Genomic DNA, 20919 nt, shown 5'->3' with positions numbered 1-20919 from the left:
GCGCTGTTCACGCGGCCGCCAGCCCGAAGACCTGGTCGACTCGCCCCCAGCGGAAATCCGCCAGGAGCCGCGACAGCCGGCTTTCGGTCTTGTCCAGGTTCACGTAGTGCCGGAAACGCGTCTTCAGGCTCGTGCCCGCGATGCGCGGCTGGTCGGGGTCGATCTCCCAGGGATGCATGTAGAAGATCGCCGGGCGCCTGTCGATGCGGTTGACCCGCCGGATCACCCAGCGGCTGAGGGCATAGGGCGCAAGCCGGAAGTACCCGCCGCCACCAGCGGGCAGGTTGCGGCCGAACATCTGTGTCGTGGTCACGGGAACCTCGATAAGGCCGGGGCGCGCGTCATAGGGAAAGCGCGGCGCATCGGGCATGCCATAGTGGTCGTGCTTGACCGGGTAGACGCTCGAGCTGTAGCTGTAGCCCGCTTCGAGCAGGACATCGAACGCCCAGGGGTTTGAGTAGCCGATCGAGAAGCTCGGCGCCCGGTAGCCTCGAATGGCCGTTGCACCGATGTCCTCGAGCAACGCCTTGGCACGGTGGATGTCGTCGAAGAACTCGGTGTGGTTCTGATCGCTGGCGCGCAGGTGGCCGTAACCATGGCTGGCCAGCTCATGCCCCCGCGCGACGATCTCGCGCACAAGCTGCGGATACCGTTCGGCCACCCAGCCCAGCGTGAAGAAGGTTGCCTTGGCAGCTCGCTCATCGAACAGATCGAGCAGGCGATGCACGTTGCGTTCGACTCGGCAGGGGCGCTCCGGCCATGTGGCGCGATCGATATGAGGCGCCAGGGCAGACACCTGGAAATAGTCCTCGACGTCAACGGTCAAGGCATTGGTCAGTGGCGGCAGGTGGCTGGTCATGTCAAAAGCGGTGGTCGAGTCCGACGAAGACTGCCTTCTCCTGGCCTGCGACGACCACGTTCGACTCGATCTTGCGGTAGCGCCCGCCGAAGAAGGCGTTCGTCTTCGGGGCCGCCTGCACGTTGATGCGCAGATCGGCGCTGCGCTGGGTCGTTTCATCGCCGAGCGCCACGCCGACAGAGCGGATGCGGTTCCAGTCGATCGTGAAGTTCAGCGCGATCAGTTGCGACAGGCGGTGGTTGATCAGGAAGGAAGCACCGTATTGGAGGTTGTTCTCGTCGCTCGACCCTGTCGACAACGACGCCTCGTCTTCCACGTCGACGGTCTCGACGCGGTATGCCGTCAGCTTCACGGTATTGCGCAGGCCATTGAAGGCGATGTTCGCTTCGCGCCTGGTCACGATGCTGACCCGATCGGTCAACAGGCTCAGCGCCCCACGCGTCGAGGCCGGCAACCCGTTCCTGGCCATCAGGTCCTGCACCACGCGCGCCCGCTCGACCGGATCGGGGTAGCGTGTCGTGTACATCGAATCGAGCAGCGAGGCGACATTGCCTGTGGCTGGCAGTTCGAACAGCGACTGCGGCGCCGTTTCGAGATTGCGCGAGGCGACAAAGGTCCACGCCACGCGCGGCATGCGGTGATTGAAGTTGAGTTGCCAGGCCGGGCCGAAGAATCGGTTCTCGCGGTAGGCGTTCAGCGTGGTGCGCGGCGACGGGTCCCAGTTGAACTCGAAGCCACTGAAGCTCCGGCTCTCCACACCGCCGGCCAGATCGTTGGACTCCCGCCCGCCGCGCACGGCGACCATGAACTCGGGGGTCACCGCATAGTCCGCGAAGACCCGTGCTTGCGTCAGACCGACGGATGGTTCGGCATCGGCCTCGTAGCGCGTGAAGGTCCGTTCCGCCTCGACCCGCCAGCCGAACGGGCGCGGCGCCTTCTGCAACGCTGCGCTGTAGCGACCGAAGTAGCCGGCAGTCGTCGAGGCACCGGTCGGCGCACCGATCTCCCGCACCCAGCTGTTGTCCGCACGCAGGCTGTAGCGCACGTCGCCGCGCATCGTGCCCTCGATGTAAGGCGACAGCCGCGCCTCGGTCGTGGTCACGGTGTTGACGGTCGAGCCGTCGATCGGTCGCGCGGCGAACGGATCGCTGCTGGCCTGCGTGGCGCGGTAGCCCGCTTCGACGAAGAAGAACCGCTCGACCGCCTCCAGGCGGCTGGTCACGTCCGCCGAAGGCAATACCTTGCTGTCCTGCGTGCGATCGGCATAGGCCACGCCGTTCAGGCCCAACGAACCGCTGAGGCGGAAACGCGCCCCCTCGCCCCGGAAGGCCAGTCGCGGACGCACCTCGATCACAGTGTCGCGCTCGGCCTCACCGCGTGTCAGCTCGGAAACGCCGAAGTTCGAGTTGCTCGTCGCCGTCACCTGCGACTCGATGCCCGGATCCAGACGCCAGCGTTCGGCCAGGACGGGCGCGACGAAGCCTGCTGTGGCCAGCAGCGCAACGCCTCGCGCCACCGGCGCGCACGCACGCCGTCGGACGCGGACGCCGGCGTCAGGCGTCGCCTTGGCTGTAGTAGCCATAGTACGTGCCGACCTCGGATCGGCTGATCTTGTTCAGCAGCGGGAGTACCACCGGGCAATTGTCGATGGCAGCCAGCGCCTGCTCCACCGTGTGCTGCGGCGTCTGTGCCGCGGCGACAACGAGGATGACCTGCCCCATGTGCGTCGCCAGCACACGAGATTCGGGCGAAGGCAGCAGCGGCGGCGCATCGAAGACGAGTATGCGGTCCGGGTAGCGGTTGGCCAGTTCGTCCACCAATGCGGCCATGGCGTCACTGGCAAGCAGTTCGGTCGCCCGCATGTGAGGCTTGCCCGATGGCAGCAGGACCAGCTTCTCGATATTGGTGCGAAGCAGAACGTCCGACACACCCAGCGCCGGGTCAGTCAGCAGATCCAGCAGCCCGGGGGCCATCGGCAGGCCAAGACGCGACAGTACCGAGGGGCGGGACACGTCGGCATCGACCAGCAACACAGTGCTGTCCATCTCCATGGCCAGGCTCACCGCCAGGTTGATCGACGTGAAGGTCTTGCCTTCCCCGGGGACCGAGCTGGTCACCATGAGCAGTTGCCCGCGCTTCACGCGCTGCGCTTCGGCACCGCGGATATGGCTGAGGATGGGACGCTTGATGACGCGGAACTCGTCGGCGAGCTGAGCGCGGGGTGTTTCCGGGGTCAGGTAACCCATCGCGGCAAGTCGCGCCATGTCGATGTCGACACGCCTCGACGTCTTCGATTCCGCCGCCATGGGCCGCACTGGCGGTCTGGCCGCCGCCGCCATGGCCGGTCGGCTCGGGCTCGAGACACCCGCCGGCGCCGGCCGGACCACGGCGCCGTCGTTGGCCGGCGTGCCGACTGCACTGCCGGGAATCTCGACGCCGCTGCGACGCAGTTCTTCCAGCCGCCGCACGGCCTGCTCGATGATGCTCACTTGGGCTCCCTAGGATCGGACAGGCATGGACGAGATGATCGCGATCCACACACCGAATGCGACGAAGAGCCCGGCTGAGCCGGCCAGGAACGCCAGGTTGCCGCGCCTGGCAGCACGCAGGTCGTCCATCGACACCAGCATGGACACGCTGCCGAGCACCGGACGCTTCGTGATCGAGCGCAGGCTGGCGGCATTGTCCACCGTCGGCATCAGCTGCACGAGCAGGAAGCAGGCTGCCGCCCCGACGCCGAAGCACAGCAGCAGCAGGGCCGGCCCGACGGTCGCCCGATTCGGAAACACAGGCTTGTCGGCGGTGCGGGGAGGATCGATGATGCGGAAGTTGGCCAGACGGGTGGCATCGACTTCCTCCGACATCTGAGCCTTCTCCCGCTGCGTCACCAGCGCGTCGTAGTTGCGCCGCACCACTTCGTAGTCGCGATTGAGCTGGGCCAGTTCAGCCTCGACCTGCGGCACTCGCGACGCCGTGGAGCGCAGCTGTGCAAGCCGCGACTGCGCATCGCTCGTTCGCACCCGCAGCGCTGCCACCGACGCCTCGGACTCAGCCAGAGCCAGCTTCGTCTGCTGCACAGCCACGTTGGTGGACGGCCCCGCCTTGGGTCGTGCCGCCTCGGCCACGCGCTTTCGCTCGATCTCGCGTTGTCGCTGTTCTTCCAGCTGCCCGATCAAGCGCCGCGTCGAGACCACGTCGGGGTGCAGATCCGTGTAGCGGCGCAGCAGTTCATCGAGTTGCTTGCGCTGCGCGTCCAGGCGTGAGTCGAGTTCCGGCGTTGCGAGCACGGCGGGCTCCGGGACATCGGGAACCAGCGACACCGTCTCGCCACTGAGCTCGCGCTTGAGCGCGTCGCGCGATTGTTCCGCCGCGCGCAGGTCGAGCGTGAGCTTGTTCAACTCATCGGTCAACGCGGAGATCCGGCTGAAGTAGTCCTGCCCGGATGCCGTGGTCACACCCAGATTGCGCAGCTTGAAATCCTTCACGCGATTCTCGGCCTCGGCAAGCCGGACCTCGTAGGCCTTGATCTGCTGATCGATGAACCCGCGAGCGGCGTCCACGTCCCGCTGCTTCGCGCCAAGGTCCGAATCGACGAACAGCGACACCATGTGTTCGACCATCTGACGGGCCTTCACCGCATCGACATCGCGGTAGGCGAAGGTGAAGACATTGTCCCGCCCGAGGCTGGTGATCTTGAACTCCTTGCTCAAGCGCTCGATCAAGGCTTCGCGCTCGGCGGTCTTCATGCCCGGCCGCTCGAGGTTGCCCTTTCGCATGAGCACTTCGATGTTCGGGCGTGTGATCAGGGTGCGCGCAAGCAATTGCAGCGTCTGGTCGATGTCGGGCTCCACTGTCAGGTCGCGCATCAGCGGCTTGAGCAGGGTCTTGGTATCGACATAGACGCGCGCGGTGGCCTCGTAGCGGTCCGGCATGCGAAGCAGGAAGAGCGCGGCCAGCAAGGCCGCCCCCCATGCGATCGCGAGCCCCAGCCAACGCCGGCGCCACATCGCGCGCAGCGTTGCCAAGCCCTGAGCAATCAGTTCATCCATGGGCAGTCATCGGGAACTTCGGGAAGGCTCGGAAGTTGCTGATCGGGATGATCAGAACCAGCTCTGCGGAATGATGATGACGTCACCCGGGCGCACATCGACGTTCGCCGAAATGTCACCACGGCGGATCAGGTCCTTCAGCCGCACGCTGTACTGCTTGCCGCCGTCCTTGCCGCGCACCAGCACCGCATTGTTGCCATCGGCAAAGTCGGTCAGCCCGCCGACCTGGATCATCACGTCCAGGATGGTCATGTTCTGCCGGTAGGCGATGGCCTGCGGGCGCGTCGCCTCGCCGATGATGCGGATCTGCTCGCTGCTGCTGCCCTGGAACGTGGTCACGACCACGGTGACCACCGGGTCCCGCGTGAACTTAGAAAGCGCACGCTCGACATCTCGGGCGAGATCGGTCGGGTTGCGCCCGATCGCCTGGACATCCTCCACCAGCGGCGTCGAGATCTTTCCATCCGGGCGAACGGGAACGGAGATCGACAACTCCGGGTTGCGCCACACGATGATGTTCACCGTGTCGAGCGGGCCGATCAGATAGCGATAGTCAGCGGTCGCAGCCGATGCCGGCGCGGGAGGCAGGTTGTTGATTGCACAGCCCGACAGGACGGCGAGCACACCTGCTGCGGCGATCGTCCGGTACAAGCAATTGATGACGGCATTCATGGCCATGTCCTTCTCCAGTGTTGCTCCCCAACGTGCCACGGCAGGATCGCCGGACACTTCTGCTCCACAACCGCCGCGCCACAAGCCCGCGCGGTCAAGCCCGACTCACGAGCACTGCCGGGATGCCCCGTCGGGAGCATACAAGCTGGGGGAGCGTTTTCAATTGCCCAACTCGGGGGTGCGCCCCCCAAATTGTCCTCACAAACCCCGAGCAAGCTCGCCGACCGGAGCAGGCAGCGACGCGCTTCAGGCGGTTGCCCGCCGTGCGCCCGACGGCGACTCGGCGTCGTCCATGCCAATCAACTGCCGCAGCATGCCTTGGGCGCATCCCCTGGCACGCGTCCGCTCGGCCGCGCATGCGGCAGCCGTCAGCGCGGACGCCGTGGCGCCTGCAAACGCCTGCCCGCCTCGCAGACGAAGTTCAGCCAGGAGCAGTTCTGCCATCTCCGCGGGCTCGCGCCCGGCAGACGCACCACCGAGATCGATGCGGGGAACACCCAGCGCGGCGGCTTCGACGGTTGCGTCGACCGAATCGGTAAACAGACAGCGGGCCTCGGCCATCAGTGCCACGCGATCCAGATAGTCCAGCGGCGACAGCAGCACGACACTCGAACCGCGCAGCAATCGCCTCAAGCCGAACGTGTCCAGCTTCGACAGCAGCGCGCTCTGTGCGATCCAGAGCAACGGCAGCTCGCGGCTCACAGCCTGCAATGCACCGATGAGACGGGTGAGCTCGACGCGTCCGATCCCTTCAGGCCCGATGCAGACGACGCCATAGCCGCGTGGGCCCTCGGCGAGGCTGGGATCCAGCTGAAGACGCGCCAGCACGCTGTCGCCAGCACCTGCGAGTCCTCGCGCGAACAGGGCCGCGCTGCCCAAGGGGTCGAAAGGCACAAAGTCGGCGGGCGTCCCTGCCGTTGCGCCGTCCGGCGTTTGCGCGGCTTCGAGCGCGGGGGCGATGCACTCCAGCACGACGTCGTTTCGCCCAACGCCTTCGGCTCTGACCAGGAGGCCCGCCGCGCCCACCCGCGCCGCCGGGACATCGCATTTGAATGCCGCCAGGCCAACACCCAGCATCGCATCGGATGCACCCGCCAGCACGACGGCCGAAGGAAGATGGTCCTTGATGATCGTCTCGAATCGAAGGAGCGCGTCCGACAGGGCGCCGCAAACCGTGCCCCCCCCCGGCTCGAGCTCGACCGTGGGCACGTCGCCGACGAGTTCGCTCAGCAACGCATCGTTGCCTGCGAACGACTGCTGCACCCCCGCACGGACCAGGATCGGCGGGGGAGCGCCCTCGAGTTCGAGCATCTCCCGGATCAACATCGACAGGCGCAGTTCGCCCGCAGCATCGCCGGCCACGCACAGAATTGGCCCCGCCGCGTTGCTGCTGCGGCCACGAGCGCTGACCCGCGGCGCATCCATCGAAGCAGACACTGGAACGATCACCGGCAGGGTCACAGGCTGGCGCAACCCGCCGACCTCGGCGTGCGCTTCCCCGGCGACCTTGTCGACCATGACCAGATCGATCTGATCCTCGGCGGAAAGATAGGAGGCCAGCAGCAGTCGATTGCAGAGCAGATTGACACGCCGCGGAATGCCACCGCTGTGCAAGTGGATGCGATCGAACGCAGCGTCATCGAAGTTCGGGCGACCTGCCCAACCGACCTTGCGAAGCCTGTGTTCGATGTAGGCACGCGTCTCCGCAGCGTCCATCGGCCCGAGATGGCAGGAGGCGATGACACGCTGCCTGAACTGTTCCATCGGCTTGGACGTGAGCAGTTGCCTCAGTTCCGGCTGCCCGACAAGGAAGCTCTGCAGAAGCGCGTGACTTCCCAGTTGGAAGTTCGAGAGCATGCGGAGTTCTTCGATGGCCTGCAGGCTCAGGTTCTGAGCTTCGTCGACGACCAGCAGGGCCCGCTTGTTCTGCGTGACCAGCAGCGTCAGGAATGCCTCGATCGACGCGATCAGTTCCGCCTTGCTCAGGTCCTTGGGCGCCAGCCCGAATGCAAGCGCCACCGACCTCAGCAGGTCGCCAGCCTCCAGTTGCGTGCTGACAATCTGAGCGGCGACGATGTGAGCGGCATCGAGTTCCCCCAGCAGCGTGCGCACCAAGGTCGTCTTGCCGGCGCCGATCTCGCCGGTGACAACGACAAACCCCTCTCCTTGGTAGACGCCGAAGCGCAGGTAGGACAGCGCGTTCCCGTGCCCCTTGCTCTGGAAGTAGAAGGACGGGTCCGGGTTGAGACTAAATGGGGTGCCGGAGAAAGCGAACTGAGATTCGTACATGGATTCCCACCATTCGCACCGCGAGTCGGAAGCGACACCACAGCGTCGACGCTCCGCCAGCACAGGCGGACTGTCGGCATTGCCCGGAAGCTACCAAAGTTCCACGCTCCGGCCAAGCCCATGCTCCGGCCTTCAATGGCCCGGCGTGGCATGCTGCTCGGCGGCAGCAGCAGCATCCGCCACCGCAAGCCCGCCAGATGTGCCCCCCCCCCCCCGCTACTGCGCTCCTTCGCGGAACAGCACGACGCTGACCGTCTCGATCAGCACGAGCAGATCGAGGAACAGGGAGTTGTTCTTGACGTAGTACAGGTCGAACTCGTGCTTGCGACGCGCGTCCTCGACCGACGCGCCATAGCTGTAGCGAACCTGGGCCCAGCCGGTCACGCCCGGCTTGACACTGTGGCGGATGTCGTAGAAGGGAATCTGTTCGCGCAACTGCTCCACAAACGACGGACGCTCCGGGCGCGGGCCGACCAGGCTCATCTCGCCCTTGAGCACGCTGATGAGCTGGGGCAACTCATCAATGCGGCACTTGCGGATGAACGCGCCGACGCGGGTGACGCGAGCGTCGTTCTTGCTGGCCCAACGTGCCACGCCATCGCCTTCGGCGTCGTTGCGCATGCTGCGGAACTTCAGGCACATGAACCTGCGGCCACCCAGCCCGACCCGCTCTTGCCGGTAGATGACCGAACCGGGACTGTCGAGCCGAATCAGCACCGCCGTGACCAGCATCACAGGAGACGCCAGTGCGAGCAGCAACGCCGAGCAGACCACATCGAAGGTCCGCTTCACGGCGGTGCGCACCGCCCCCTGGACAAAACCATGGCCGTAGACGAGCCAGCTGGCTTTCAGGCTTTCGGTCGGAACCTGACCCTTCGCCCGCTCGTAGAAGCCGGCAAGGTCGAGGACGGGCGTGCCCTGAAGACGGCACTCCAGAAGCTGGTCCATCGGCACGCCGCCGCCACGCTGCTCGCGCACGGCGACGATCACCTCGTCGACTTGCATCCGCTTAACGATGCTGCTGACGGACACGTCACGGGAGAAGATCTTCTCGCCGGAAGTCAACTCACCCTCGCCACCGGCAGGGTAGAAGCCGACGACGGCGCGATGGGCACGGCCCGGCGAGCGCAGATCTGCGGCGATGCTCATCGCTTCCTTGCCGGTGCCGACGATCAGCACCCGCGGCGACCCTACGACCGAACGACGAACAACGTGGAACACGATGCGTACCAGCACGAGACCGAGCAGCATGTAGACCACGACAGGAAACAGCAACTCCCGGGCGCGTCCCGTGAGCCCGCCCGCGCTGATGGCGGCGTAGGCAATGCCTGCGCCGACCATGACCGCGAGAAAAGCACGGCTCAGGAGCGCGGCCATGCTGACGGACACGGCGGAGGAACGGTAGATGCCGAACACCGAATAGAGCAGCGACATCAGCAGCGCAAAGGCGGCGGCGTGCAGCAGCAGCTGCGCCGGAAGTGCGCCCAGACTGAAGAAGTCGAAACTCAGATCCGACAGCCCCTGCGCGGCCAGCAGCACTGCGAGAAAGCAGAAGATCCCGTCGGCCAGCAGTTCGGCTAGCGCAGACAGCGGGATGTGATGTTGAAAGACCTTGACCATGGCGTCAGCCCCCGTTCGGAGTGAGGTGGATTCTGGGTAGCCACCCGCTCCGCAGAAACCCTCCAAACGAGGGGAAAGTGACCAGTGACGCTAGGGAGACACAGGCGCCGAACAGCAGATCACGCCGCAGGAAAGAGAAAGGGCTGAGCCCTGTCGGGATCAGCCCTTCGAATGCTTGGCGGAGTGGACGGGGCTCGAACCCGCGACCCCCGGCGTGACAGGCCGGTATTCTAACCAACTGAACTACCACTCCGCGTGGCCGGCAGCTTCAGGATTGCTCCTCAAGCGCTGCCGAAACTTGGCGTCCCCTAGGGGATTCGAACCCCTGTTACAACCGTGAAAGGGTCGTGTCCTAGGCCTCTAGACGAAGGGGACTGAAACTCCTCGTCGACTCGAAACTGCGCCATGCAACCTCGGCAATCTTGGTGGAGGTAAGCGGGATCGAACCGCTGACCTCTTGCATGCCATGCAAGCGCTCTCCCAGCTGAGCTATACCCCCGTGGTGTCCCGTTGGTGCAGCGGTCGCAGTTTCAAGCGAGACTGCGATTATAGACAGGTTTTCAGACGCCCTGCAATCTCCGCAGGACGACATCGCGGTGAAAGAGCTCGAGCACCGCATCGATCGACGGTGTCTGCGTCCGTCCGCAGACGAGCACGCGCAGCGCGTGCGCCAGTTGCGGCATCTTCAGGCCGTGCGCCGTGAGGATCTCCTTGATCGTCGCGGCGATCGTGCCCTTGTCCCAGTCGATCTCGGCCAGGCGTCCACGCAGCGATTGCAGCGCCGGCCGCACCACGTCCGTCACGTGCGCGGAGAGATCCGCTTCACTGGGCGAGACATCGACGAAGTACATGCCGAGCCAATCCGCCAGTTCGATCAACGTCGCGCAGCGATCCTTGAACAGCGCACACATGCGCGCAAGCCGGTCATCTGCGGGCACGTTTGCGCCACGCTGAGCCAGCATCCGCGCCACCAGCGCCGCCAGCGCATCGTCGGGCGTCGACTTGATCACGTGGGCATTGACCCAGTTGAGCTTCGCCGCGTCCCACTGCGCCGGGCTGCGCGCGAGGTGGTGGCCATCGAACCACGCGACCAGCTGGGCACGATCGAACAGTTCGTCGTCGCCGTGGCTCCAGCCCAGGCGCGCGAGGTAGTTGACCATCGCGTCGGGCAGGTAGCCGCCCTCCTCGTACTGCATCACGCTGACGGCACCATGGCGCTTGGAGAGCTTGTCGCCATCCGGCCCGAGGATCATCGGCACGTGTCCGTACTCGGGCAGCTCGGCACCGAGCGCACGCAGGATGTTGATCTGCCGCGGTGTGTTGTTGACGTGGTCGTCGCCGCGGATCACGTGGCTGATCTGCATGTCCCAGTCGTCGACGACCACGCAGAAGTTGTAGGTCGGAGTGCCGTCGGGCCGGCTGATGATCAGGTCATCGAGTTCGCGGTTGCTGATCGTGATCTGGCCCTTGACCATGTCGTTCCAGGTCACGTCGCCGTCGACCGGGTTGCGAAAGCGCACCACCGGCGGCACGCCTGCAGGCACCGGCGGCAGCGCCTTGCCCGGCTCGGAGCGCCAGCGTCCGTCGTAGCGCGGCTTCTCGCCACGCGCACGCTGCGCTTCGCGCATCGCATCGAGCTCGTCCGGCGTGCAGTAGCAGTGGTAGGCCGTGCCCTCGGCCAGCATCTTGTCGATCACCGCCCTGTAGCGATCGAGCCGCTGCATCTGGTAGAACGGGCCTTCGTCGTAGTCGAGGCGCAGCCAGTTCATCGCAGCGATGATCTGGTCGACCGCTTCCTGCGTCGAGCGGGCCACGTCGGTGTCCTCGATGCGCAGGATGAAGTCGCCGCCGTGGTGGCGTGCGAAGGCCCAGGAGAACAGCGCCGTGCGCGCAGTGCCCAGGTGGAGGAAGCCGGTTGGCGACGGCGCGATGCGGGTGCGGACTCTGCGGGTCATCATGGGTTCTGGTTCACAGCGTTCCGAGCCCGCGCAGCAGGTCAGCCTGCAGGTCGCGCACGTCGTCCAGGCCCACGGCCACGCGGACCATGCCCTGCGTGATGCCTGCAGCCAGCCGCTGTTCTTCGGTGAGGCGCCCATGCGAGGTGCTCGCTGGGTGCGTGATCGTCGTCTTGGTGTCGCCGAGGTTGGCGGTGATCGAGCACACGCGCGTGCTGTCGATGACGTGGAAGGCGTTCTGGCGCGCCTGCGTTGCACCGCCCGCGGCCTGGCCGCGGACGATGAACGACACCACCGCGCCACCGCTGCCCGACTGCTGCGCCATCGCCAGCGTGTGCTGCGGATGCGACTCCAGCCCCGGGTAGAACACCCGCTCGACCTGCGGCTGTGCCTCCAGCCAGCGCGCCAGTTCGAGCGCGCGGCGGCTCTGCGCCTCCATGCGGATGCCCAGCGTCTCCAGCCCCTTGAGCACCACCCAGGCATTGAAGGGCGACAGGCTCATGCCGGCACTGCGCATCACCGGCACGAACCTGTCGTTGACCAGTGCCTCGCTGCCGCAGATGGCGCCGGCGATCACGCGGCCCTGGCCGTCGAGGTACTTGGTGCCCGAGTGGATGACGAGGTCGGCGCCATACTCGATCGGCCGCTGCAGTGCCGGCGAGCAGAAGCAGTTGTCGACCGCCAGCCAGGCCCCGGCCTGCTTCGCGATCACCGAGAGCGCCGCGATGTCGCACACCTCGGTCAGCGGGTTGGTCGGCGACTCGGCGAACAGCAGCTTCGTGTTCGGCTTGATGGCCCGTTGCCACTCGGCCGGGTCGGTCTGCGAGACGAAGCTCGTCTCGACGCCGAACTTCGCGAACTCGCGGCCGAACAGCATGATCGTCGAGCCGAACACGCTGCGCGAGCAGATCACGTGGTCGCCGGCCTTCAGCAGGCCCATGCCGAGCAGCAGGATGGCGCTCATGCCGCTTGAGGTGGCGATGCAGGCCTGGGCGCCTTCCAGCGCAGCCAGGCGCCGCTCGAACATCATCACCGTCGGGTTGGTGAAGCGCGAGTAGATGAAGGCCTCTTCCTCGTTGGCGAAGCGCGCCGCCGCGGTGGCCGCGTCGGGCTGGCGGAAGCTGCTGGTGAGGAACAGGGCCTCGGAGTTCTCGCCCCAGGCGCTCGCCGGCAGGCCTTCGCGCACGGCCAGTGTGTCGAGGTGGACGCCCTCGGGAAGATCGACGCGGGGGATTCGCTTCCCGCTCATCAGCGCGTCTCCGTCGCGTTCTGCAGGGCCAGGCGCGAGCGATCGTCGCCCTCTTCTTCGTCGCCCTGGGCCTTGCGCTGTGCGGCCAGCGTGTCGAAGTCCGCCGCGGTGATGTCGCCGGTGATGTAGACGCCGTCGAAGCACGACGCCTCGAAGCCCTTCAGCTTCGGGTTCAGCGCACCGACCACCTTCTTCATCGCCGCCACGTCCTGGTAGATCAGCGCGTCGGCGCCGATGTACTGGCGGATCTCCTCGGTCGTGCGGTTGTGCGCGATCAGTTCGTCCTTGGTCGGCATGTCGATGCCGTAGACGTTCGGGAAGCGCACCGGCGGCGCCGCCGAGGCCATGTAGACCTTGCGCGCGCCGGCGTCACGCGCCATCTGCACGATCTCCTTCGAGGTCGTGCCGCGCACGATCGAGTCGTCGACGAGCAGCACGTTGCGGCCCTTGAACTCGGTGGCGATCGCGTTGAGCTTCTGGCGCACCGACTTCTTGCGCATGCCCTGCCCCGGCATGATGAAGGTGCGGCCGACGTAGCGGTTCTTGACGAAGCCCTCGCGGTAGGGCTTGCCGATCTTCTGCGCCAGCTGCATCGCCGAGGGCCGGCTCGACTCGGGGATCGGGATCACCACGTCGATCTCGCTGGGCGGCATCGTGGAGATGAGCCGCTGCGCCAGCGTCTCGCCCATGTTCAGCCGAGCCTGGTAGACGGACACGCCGTCCATCACCGAATCGGGCCGCGCGAGGTAGACGTACTCGAACATGCACGGGTTGAGCGACGGGTTCTCGGCGCACTGCTTCGCATGCAGACGCCCTTCCAGGTCGATGAAGATCGCCTCGCCGGGCGCCACGTCGCGCACCAGCTTGTGCCCGGTGCCTTCGAGCGCGACCGACTCGCTGGCCACCATCATCTCGCGGCCCTCGGGCCCGTCGCCCTCGCCGAAACACAGCGGGCGGATGCCGAACGGGTCGCGGAAGGCCAGCAGGCCGTGCCCGGCGATCAGCGCCACCACCGCGTACGAGCCCTTCAGCCGCTTGTGCACTGCCGACACGGCCTTGAAGATCGATTCCGGGTTCAGCGGCAGGTCGCGCGCGGCCAGCTCGAGCTCGTGCGCCACCACGTTGATCAGCACCTCGGTGTCGCTCTCGGTGTTGATGTGGCGGCGGTCGATGTCGAACAGTTCCTGCTTCAGCGAATGCGCATTGGTCAGGTTGCCGTTGTGCACCAGCACGATGCCGAACGGCGCGTTGACGTAGAACGGCTGCGCCTCTTCCTCGCTGTAGGCATTGCCGGCCGTCGGGTAGCGCACCTGGCCGAGGCCGACCCGCCCGGGCAGCCCGCGCATGTTGCGGGTGCGGAAGACGTCGCGCACCATGCCGCGCGCCTTGTGCATGAAGCACTTGGTGCCCTCCATGGTCACGATGCCGGCTGCATCCTGGCCGCGGTGCTGCAGCAGCAGCAGCGCGTCGTAGATCAGCTGGTTGACCGGCGAACGCGAGATCACACCGACGATGCCACACATGTCATCAACTCCAGTTCATCGCAATCAGCTCAGGCACGGCGCAACTGCGACGCGACCTGCGGCGGCAACAGCGGCATCAGCCCGTCGAGCAACGCCGACAGCATGCTCGCGCCGCGCGACTGCTGCCAGGCCGAGGACTTGATTGCCGGCGTCAGCCCGACCACCGCGGCCACCGCCAGCAGCAGCACCACGCCGCGCAGCACTCCGAACAGTGCGCCTAGCCCACGGTCGGGCACGCTCAGCGGCGTGGCATGCAGCAGCAGCCGGATCAGCCGCGCCGCGATCGCCCAGGCGATCAACGCCACCACGAAGACCACCGCAAAGGCTGCGCCGAGATTCAGCGCCGAACCCTGCGCGCCGATGGGCAGGTAAGGCGCGGCGACCGGCGCCAGCCACTGCGCTGCGAACCAGGCGGCCAGCCATCCGGCCAGCGACAGCAACTCGAAAACGAAGCCGCGCATCACGCCGACGATCACCGACACCCCCAACACGACGAGCATCGTGGCGTCCACCCACCCGATCTGCGCGAAGTCCATGGCGCGACGGCTCAGAGCGTCAGCACGACGGCATTCAAGCCGGCGGCCTTGGCCTTGGCAAGCGCCTTTTCGGCTTCGTCGCGCGACTCGAACGGGCCGGCGCGCACACGGGTACGGCTGCCGGTGGAGGTCTCGACCACCTGCATGTAGCTCTTCAGCCCCAGTTTCTCGACGCGGCCACGCATCTCGCGTGCCGCGGCGGCATCGGCAAAGGCGCCGACCTGAACGACGAAGCGGCCGCCCTCGCGTGCCGGCTCGGGTTTGGCGGCGGCAGCGGGCTTGGCCGCTTCCTTGCCTTCGAGCAGCGCCTTCGCGCGCGCAGCATCCGGCGCCGGCGGCGGCGCCGGCACGGGCACCGCCGCCGCGGCTGGCTTGGCCTCGGCAACGGCCTTCTTCGCCGGCTCGGCCGCAGAGGCCTTGGGCGCCGGCGCGCTGGCGGGCGAGGCCACCTCGCGCGGGCCTTCGGCGACCGGCGCGGGGGCCGTGTCGTCCCGTGGCGACGCGACGATCGGCGACGAGGCCCGCGCAGCAGGCGTGCGGGCCGGCGGCATGCTCAGCGCCGGCGCGCCGTCCTTGCGCGGAATGTCGATCGGGATGTCGACCGGCACCGGCCGCGGCTGCGTTTCGAAGACCAGCGGGAAACCGATCACGCCGGCCATCAGCAGCACGGCGGCACCCATCAGGCGGCGTCGCGCACGCGTTCGCGCGGCGGTGATGGCGTCGGGCGAGTCCGTCAGCCGTGCGTTGGCATCGGCCGGGCCGTTGCGGCGCTGGAAGAACGACAGCAGACCCATGCGAGGCGAGAGGTGCGATGAAGCGTGGTGGGCCGGCGCATTCCACTCCCGAGGCGGGAGATGGAGGCCACTGGCAGCGGCACTCAGCCGACGTGCCGCGCCCCGAGCCGGGGCAGGCCGTCCTTCAACACGCCGCCGACGGTGTAGAACGATCCGAAGACGACAATTCTATCAGCGGGGTCTGCCTCGCCGAGCGCGGCGGCCAGGGCCTGCGCGGGGCTGGCATGCCGCTGCACGGTCACCGGGCCGGGCCCCTTGGCAGCCAGCGCGGCATGCGCCGCCGACAGTTCCTCGGCGCTCGCCGCGCGCGGCAGCGGCAGGTCGGTGAAGTGCCAGCGGTCCACCAACGGCGCCATGCGCGCCAGGATGGCGGCCAGGTCCTTGTCGCGCATCGCGCCGAACACGGCGTGCGTACGCGGGTAGAAGCCCATCTGGTCGAGGTTCTGCGCCAGGGCCGCCACGGAATGCGGGTTGTGCGCGACGTCGAGCACCAGTGTCGGCTGGCCGGCGACGATCTGGAAGCGCCCCGGCAGTTCGACCAGCGCGAAGCCGTTGCGCACCGCCTGCGCGGTGATCGGCAGCACACCGCGCAGCGCCTCGAACGCGGCCAGCACGCCGGCTGCGTTGAGCAACTGGTTGGCGCCGCGCAGCGCCGGGTAGGCCAGGCCGTTGTAGCGCCGTTCGCGCCCGGCCCAGTTCCATTGCTGGCGGTCGCCGCCGATGCTGAAGTCGCGGCCGAGCAGCCACAGGTCGGCACCGATCCGCTCGGCCTCCGCGATCACGCTCTTCGGCGCCACCGGGTCGCTGACGATCGCCGGCTTGCCGCGGCGCATGATGCCGGCTTTCTCACGGCCGATCGACTCGCGGTCGGGGCCGAGGAACTCCATGTGGTCGAGATCGATGCTGGTGACGATCGCACAGTCGGTGTCGAAGGCGTTGACGGCGTCGAAGCGGCCGCCCAGCCCGACCTCGAGGATCACCAGATCGACCGGCGCCTGCGAGAGCAGCCGCGCAATGGCCAGCGTGGTGAACTCGAAGATGCTCAGCGTGATCTCGCCGCGCGCCGACTCCACCGCCTCGAAGTGCGGGAGCAACTCGGCGGCATCGACCATGCGGCCGTCGACGCGGCAGCGCTCCTCGAAGTGCACGAGATGCGGCTTGGCATACAGGCCCACACGGTAGCCGGCCTGCAGTGCGATCGCTTCGAGCATCGCGCAGGTCGAGCCCTTGCCGTTGGTGCCGGCGACGCTGATCACCGGTACCTTGAAGCACAGCCCGAGCCGTGCCCGTACCTCGACCACGCGCTCCAGCGACAGGTCGATTTCGGTGGGATGCATGCCAGCGCAGTACGCCAGCCAGTCGGGGAGCGATCTCGGTGCCATGGAGTCGGGCCTGCCCGCGGCCCCTGGCGGGCTCCGCCTCGCGGAGCCTGCCAGAAGGATACGGGTCGGTCAGGCGATTGTGCCTTGCGCCAACATCGCCTGCGACGCCGCCGTGATGCGGCCGATCGCGTGGTACTCCAGGCCCGCGGCTTCCGGGAGCTCGGGCGCGTACATGTTGCGGCCGTCGAAGATGATCGGATGGCGCAGCATCGACTTGATCGCGGGGAAGTCCGGGCTGCGGAACTGCTTCCACTCGGTCACGATGATCAACGCGTCCGCCCCCTCGAGCGCGGCCATGTTCTTGTCGACGAAGATGAGCCTGTCGTGCGGGCCGAAAACACGTTTGGCCTCGTCCATCGCGACGGGATCGAACACCTGCAACGTCGCCCCGCGACGCAGCAGTTCGCTGACGATCACCCGGCTGGGTGCCTCACGCATGTCGTCGGTATCCGGCTTGAAGGCGAGCCCCCAGACCGCGAAGTTCAGCCCGGAAAGATCCTCACCGAAGCGGCGCACGATCTTGTCGATCAGGACGGACTTCTGGCGCTCGTTGGCATCCTCGACCGCACGCAGCACCTTGAGCGACTGCCCGACGCCGTCGGCCGTGCGGATGATGGCCTGCACGTCCTTCGGGAAGCACGACCCACCGTATCCGCAGCCCGCGTAGAGGAAGCTGATGCCGATGCGCGGATCGCTGCCGATGCCCTTGCGCACCTGTTCGATGTCTGCACCGAGCCGCTCGGCGAGCAGCGACATCTCGTTCATGAACGAGATGCGCGTGGCCAGCATCGCGTTGGCGGCGTACTTCGTCAGCTCGGCCGAGCGCAGATCCATCACGATCAGACGCTCGTGGCTGCGCTGGAACGGCGCGTAGAGCGCCCGCATCAGCAGGATGGCCTGTTCATCCTCAGCGCCGACCACGATGCGATCAGGGCGCATGAAGTCCTCGACGGCCGCCCCTTCCTTCAGGAACTCGGGGTTGGATACCACCGCGTAGCGGCCCTGCACGTTGCGCCGCGCGAGTTCCTCCGCGATCGCCGCCTTGACCTTGTCGGCCGTGCCGACCGGCACCGTGCTCTTGTCGACGACGACCTTGTAGTCGGTCATGTACCGACCGATATTGCGCGCAGCATCCAGCACGTACGTCAGGTCGGCCGAACCATCTTCATCAGGCGGTGTGCCGACCGCGATGAACTGCAGCGTGCCGTGATCCACCGCCGCCTTGATGTCGGTGGTGAAGTGCAGGCGCCCTGCCTCCACGTTCTGGCTGACGATTCGCTCGAGCCCGGGTTCGTAGATCGGCAGGCGGCCTTGCTGCAGGCCGGAAATCTTGTCGGCGTCGACATCGAGGCACAGAACGTCGTTGCCCATGTCGGCCAGACAAGCACCCGAGACGAGACCGACGTACCCGGTACCCACGACAGTGATCTTCATCAAGTGACCTTCTTCGATTGGACGTGTTGCCCATCCACAGTTGGACGCCCGATGAGCGCTAGGCGGCCTCCGTTTCGGACGGCGGCCGAGTGTCTCACGCAGTCACGAGCGTGGTGCCCCCCAATTCCGAGGATCGTCCCGGCGAAGTGTCGCGGCCTGTGAAGAAGGTCCGCACTCAGGCCATGGCGTCCGCGCTCAGCCCCTGCAGCATGGCGATCGAACGCGCCACCGTCGCGCGCAGCTCGCGGCGGTCGACGATCATGTCGATTGCCCCCTTCTCGACCAGGAACTCGGCGCGCTGGAAACCCTCCGGCAGCTTCTCGCGCACGGTGTTCTCGATCACTCGGGGGCCGGCGAAGCCGATCAATGCCCGCGGCTCGGCGATGACGACGTCGCCGACGAAAGCGAAGCTGGCCGACACGCCGCCCATGGTCGGGTCGGTCAGCACGCTGATGTAGGGCAGTTTCGCCTTGGCCAGCCGCGTCAGCGCGGCATTGGTCTTGGCCATCTGCATCAGGCTCAGCAGGCCTTCCTGCATGCGCGCGCCGCCGGTGGCGGTGAAGCTGATGAAGGGCGTCTTCTGCTCGACCGCCGTCTCGACGCCTCGCACGAAGCGCTCGCCGACCACCGAGCCCATCGAGCCGCCCATGAAGTCGAACTCGAAGCAGGCGGCGACGATCGGCAGGCTCATCACCGCACCGCCGATCACCACCAGCGCATCGGTCTCGCCGGTCGCTTCCAGCGCATCCTTCAGCCGCTCGGGGTACTTCTTGCTGTCCTTGAACTTGAGCGCGTCGACCGGCAGCACCTCCTGACCGATCTCGAAGCGACCCTCCGGATCGAGGAAGGCATCGAGCCGCGCGCGCGCGCCGATGCGGTGGTGGTGGCCGCACTTCGGGCAGACGTTGACGTTCTGCTCGAGGTCGGTCTTGTACAGAACCGTCTCGCACGACGGGCACTTGATCCACAGGCCCTCGGGCACCGTGCGCCGTTCGCTCGGGTCGGTCTGCTGGATCTTCGGGGGCAGCAGTTTCTCAAGCCAGCTCATGGTGCCGTTCCTTTCAGGAGTCGAGGGCGGCGCGGATGCCGCCGATGAAGTCGGCCGCGGCCGCGGCCACGTTGCCGCGCTCGCGGATCTCGAGCAGTTGCACGAGCGCCGAGCCGATGACGACCGCGTCGGAGACTTGCGCCACGGCGCGCGCGGTCTGCGCGTCACGGATGCCGAAGCCCACACCGACCGGCAGCTTCACGTGCTGCTTGATGCGCGGAATCATCGCCGCGACTGCCGCGGTGTCGAGGTGGCCTGCGCCGGTCACGCCCTTCAGCGACACATAGTAGACGTAGCCGCTGGCGATGCGGCCGACCTCGCGCATGCGTTGCTCGGTGGAGGTCGGCGCGAGCAGGAAGATCATGTCCAGGCCATGGCCACGCAGCTTGGCAGCGAAGGCTTCGCACTCTTCCGGCGGGTAGTCGACGACCAGCACACCGTCGACACCGGCGGCGCCGGCATCGGCGACGAAACGGTCGACGCCGTAGCGCTCGACCGGGTTCGCGTAGCCCATCAGCACCACCGGCGTGTCGGCGTCGCGGGCGCGGAACTCGCGCACGATCTGCAGCACCTGCGGCATGCCGATGCCCTTGGCCAGCGCCCGCTCGGAGGCCTTCTGGATCACCGGGCCGTCGGCCATCGGGTCGGAGAAGGGCACGCCCAGTTCGATCACATCGGCTCCGGCCTTCGCCATCGCGACCATGATGTCGGCGGTGGCGTCGGCAAACGGATCGCCGGCGGTGACATAGGGGATCAAGGCCTTGCGGCCGCGCGCCTGGAGTGCCGCGAAGCGGGTGGCGATCCGGCTCACAGCGCACCTCCCTTGACCGTCTGGCCGCGGCACGACGGCCGGCAGTAGAACTCGGCGCCGGACAGATCGGCCACCGTGCCGATGTCCTTGTCGCCACGGCCGGAGAGGTTGACCAGCAGATGCTGGTCGGCGCGCATCGTCGGCGCCAGCTTCATCGCATAGGCCACCGCGTGGCTCGACTCGAGCGCCGGGATGATGCCCTCGGTGCGGCACAGGCGGTGGAAGGCCGACAGCGCCTCGTCGTCGGTGATGCCGACGTACTCGGCACGGCCGATGTCCTTCAGGTAGGCATGCTCGGGGCCGACGCCGGGGTAGTCGAGGCCAGCAGAGATCGAGTGCGTCTCGGTGATCTGGCCGTTGGCATCCTGCAGCAGGTAGGTGCGGTTGCCGTGCAGCACACCCGGCGTGCCGGCCGACAGCGAGGCGGCGTGCTTGCCGCTGGCCAGGCCCTGCCCCGCCGCCTCCACGCCGATCAGCCGCGTGCCCTCATGCTCGATGTAGGGGTAGAAGATGCCCATCGCGTTGCTGCCACCACCGACGCAGGCGATCACCGCGTCCGGCTGGCGGCCGATCATCTCCGGCATCTGGACCAGGCACTCGTCGCCGATCACGCGCTGGAAGTCGCGCACCATCATCGGGTAGGGGTGCGGGCCGGCCACCGTGCCGATGATGTAGAAGGTGTTCTCGACGTTCGTCAC

Annotated in this window: 17 protein-coding genes and 3 tRNA genes; all 20 read right to left on the bottom strand. The window is 67.1% G+C overall.

Annotation, left to right across the window (positions count from 1 at the left end; all coding sequences use genetic code 11):
• Positions 1–7: 7 nt before the first annotated feature.
• Positions 8–859, bottom strand: coding sequence for an XrtA system polysaccharide deacetylase (locus AAG801_RS10160; RefSeq protein WP_341888276.1), 852 nt, complete (start codon positions 857–859; stop codon positions 8–10).
• 1 nt (position 860) lies between these two features.
• Positions 861–2375: a TIGR03016 family PEP-CTERM system-associated outer membrane protein gene (locus tag AAG801_RS10155; protein WP_341888275.1), complete on the bottom strand. Its 1515-nt coding sequence runs from the start codon at positions 2373–2375 to the stop codon at positions 861–863.
• A 37-nt stretch (positions 2376–2412) separates the two neighbouring features.
• Entirely contained in the window at positions 2413–3348 is a 936-nt protein-coding gene (locus AAG801_RS10150; RefSeq protein ID WP_341888274.1) for an XrtA-associated tyrosine autokinase, read from the bottom strand.
• Between the two features lie 9 nt (positions 3349–3357).
• Entirely contained in the window at positions 3358–4908 is a 1551-nt protein-coding gene (locus AAG801_RS10145; protein WP_341888273.1) for an XrtA system polysaccharide chain length determinant, read from the bottom strand.
• 51 nt (positions 4909–4959) lie between these two features.
• Positions 4960–5580 carry an XrtA/PEP-CTERM system exopolysaccharide export protein gene (locus tag AAG801_RS10140; RefSeq protein WP_341888272.1) on the bottom strand — a complete coding sequence of 207 codons (621 nt, stop codon included), beginning with the start codon at positions 5578–5580 and terminating at the stop codon, positions 4960–4962.
• 246 nt (positions 5581–5826) lie between these two features.
• A complete protein-coding gene (locus AAG801_RS10135; protein ID WP_341888271.1) occupies positions 5827–7869 on the bottom strand; it encodes an XrtA/PEP-CTERM system-associated ATPase in 2043 nt (680 codons plus the stop codon).
• Between the two features lie 216 nt (positions 7870–8085).
• Complete coding sequence (locus tag AAG801_RS10130) at positions 8086–9489, bottom strand: sugar transferase (protein ID WP_341888270.1); 1404 nt, start codon at positions 9487–9489, stop codon at positions 8086–8088.
• 176 nt (positions 9490–9665) lie between these two features.
• Positions 9666–9742 (bottom strand) — tRNA-Asp (locus tag AAG801_RS10125).
• Between the two features lie 46 nt (positions 9743–9788).
• A tRNA-Glu gene (locus AAG801_RS10120) sits at positions 9789–9864 on the bottom strand.
• Positions 9865–9912: 48 nt separating this feature from the next.
• A tRNA-Ala gene (locus tag AAG801_RS10115) sits at positions 9913–9988 on the bottom strand.
• A gap of 61 nt (positions 9989–10049) precedes the next feature.
• Positions 10050–11444 (bottom strand): glutamate--tRNA ligase, encoded by a 1395-nt coding sequence (gltX, locus tag AAG801_RS10110; RefSeq protein ID WP_341888269.1) that lies wholly within the window; start codon positions 11442–11444, stop codon positions 10050–10052.
• A 13-nt stretch (positions 11445–11457) separates the two neighbouring features.
• Positions 11458–12693, bottom strand: coding sequence for an O-succinylhomoserine sulfhydrylase (locus AAG801_RS10105; protein ID WP_341888268.1), 1236 nt, complete (start codon positions 12691–12693; stop codon positions 11458–11460).
• Entirely contained in the window at positions 12693–14216 is a 1524-nt protein-coding gene (gene purF, locus AAG801_RS10100; RefSeq protein WP_341888267.1) for an amidophosphoribosyltransferase, read from the bottom strand. Before purF ends, AAG801_RS10105 begins: the two co-directional genes overlap by 1 nt.
• A gap of 29 nt (positions 14217–14245) precedes the next feature.
• Positions 14246–14752, bottom strand: coding sequence for a CvpA family protein (locus tag AAG801_RS10095; RefSeq protein ID WP_341888266.1), 507 nt, complete (start codon positions 14750–14752; stop codon positions 14246–14248).
• An 11-nt stretch (positions 14753–14763) separates the two neighbouring features.
• Complete coding sequence (locus AAG801_RS10090) at positions 14764–15546, bottom strand: SPOR domain-containing protein (RefSeq protein ID WP_341888265.1); 783 nt, start codon at positions 15544–15546, stop codon at positions 14764–14766.
• Positions 15547–15629: 83 nt separating this feature from the next.
• Entirely contained in the window at positions 15630–16928 is a 1299-nt protein-coding gene (folC, locus tag AAG801_RS10085) for a bifunctional tetrahydrofolate synthase/dihydrofolate synthase (RefSeq protein WP_341888264.1), read from the bottom strand.
• Positions 16929–16997: 69 nt separating this feature from the next.
• Positions 16998–18362: a UDP-glucose/GDP-mannose dehydrogenase family protein gene (locus AAG801_RS10080; RefSeq protein ID WP_341888263.1), complete on the bottom strand. Its 1365-nt coding sequence runs from the start codon at positions 18360–18362 to the stop codon at positions 16998–17000.
• A gap of 175 nt (positions 18363–18537) precedes the next feature.
• Complete coding sequence (gene accD, locus AAG801_RS10075) at positions 18538–19410, bottom strand: acetyl-CoA carboxylase, carboxyltransferase subunit beta (RefSeq protein ID WP_341888262.1); 873 nt, start codon at positions 19408–19410, stop codon at positions 18538–18540.
• A gap of 13 nt (positions 19411–19423) precedes the next feature.
• Positions 19424–20221 (bottom strand): tryptophan synthase subunit alpha, encoded by a 798-nt coding sequence (trpA, locus tag AAG801_RS10070; protein WP_341888261.1) that lies wholly within the window; start codon positions 20219–20221, stop codon positions 19424–19426.
• The coding region (locus AAG801_RS10065; RefSeq protein ID WP_341888260.1) for a pyridoxal-phosphate dependent enzyme at positions 20218–20919 on the bottom strand (702 nt) is incomplete at its 5' end. The genes trpA and AAG801_RS10065, both read right to left, overlap by 4 nt.

It is taken from the genome of Variovorax sp. YR752 (genome assembly GCF_943372545.1).
The sequence above is the reverse complement of the archived record's forward strand: the minus strand, read 5'-3'. Positions and strand labels throughout refer to the sequence as shown.

Bases quoted from the DNA above. Each gene is read 5' to 3' on its own strand.
- AAG801_RS10160 (WP_341888276.1), bottom strand. From the start codon at position 859: ATGACCAGCCACCTGCCGCCACTGACCAATGCCTTGACCGTTGACGTC.
- AAG801_RS10145 (WP_341888273.1), bottom strand. From the start codon at position 4,908: ATGGATGAACTGATTGCTCAGGGCTTGGCAACGCTGCGCGCGATGTGG.
- AAG801_RS10140 (WP_341888272.1), bottom strand. From the start codon at position 5,580: ATGAATGCCGTCATCAATTGCTTGTACCGGACGATCGCCGCAGCAGGT.
- AAG801_RS10135 (WP_341888271.1), bottom strand. From the start codon at position 7,869: ATGTACGAATCTCAGTTCGCTTTCTCCGGCACCCCATTTAGTCTCAAC.
- AAG801_RS10130 (WP_341888270.1), bottom strand. From the start codon at position 9,489: ATGGTCAAGGTCTTTCAACATCACATCCCGCTGTCTGCGCTAGCCGAA.
- gltX (WP_341888269.1), bottom strand. From the start codon at position 11,444: ATGACCCGCAGAGTCCGCACCCGCATCGCGCCGTCGCCAACCGGCTTC.
- AAG801_RS10105 (WP_341888268.1), bottom strand. From the start codon at position 12,693: ATGAGCGGGAAGCGAATCCCCCGCGTCGATCTTCCCGAGGGCGTCCAC.
- purF (WP_341888267.1), bottom strand. From the start codon at position 14,216: ATGTGTGGCATCGTCGGTGTGATCTCGCGTTCGCCGGTCAACCAGCTG.
- AAG801_RS10095 (WP_341888266.1), bottom strand. From the start codon at position 14,752: ATGGACTTCGCGCAGATCGGGTGGGTGGACGCCACGATGCTCGTCGTG.
- AAG801_RS10090 (WP_341888265.1), bottom strand. From the start codon at position 15,546: ATGGGTCTGCTGTCGTTCTTCCAGCGCCGCAACGGCCCGGCCGATGCC.
- folC (WP_341888264.1), bottom strand. From the start codon at position 16,928: ATGGCACCGAGATCGCTCCCCGACTGGCTGGCGTACTGCGCTGGCATG.
- AAG801_RS10080 (WP_341888263.1), bottom strand. From the start codon at position 18,362: ATGAAGATCACTGTCGTGGGTACCGGGTACGTCGGTCTCGTCTCGGGT.
- accD (WP_341888262.1), bottom strand. From the start codon at position 19,410: ATGAGCTGGCTTGAGAAACTGCTGCCCCCGAAGATCCAGCAGACCGAC.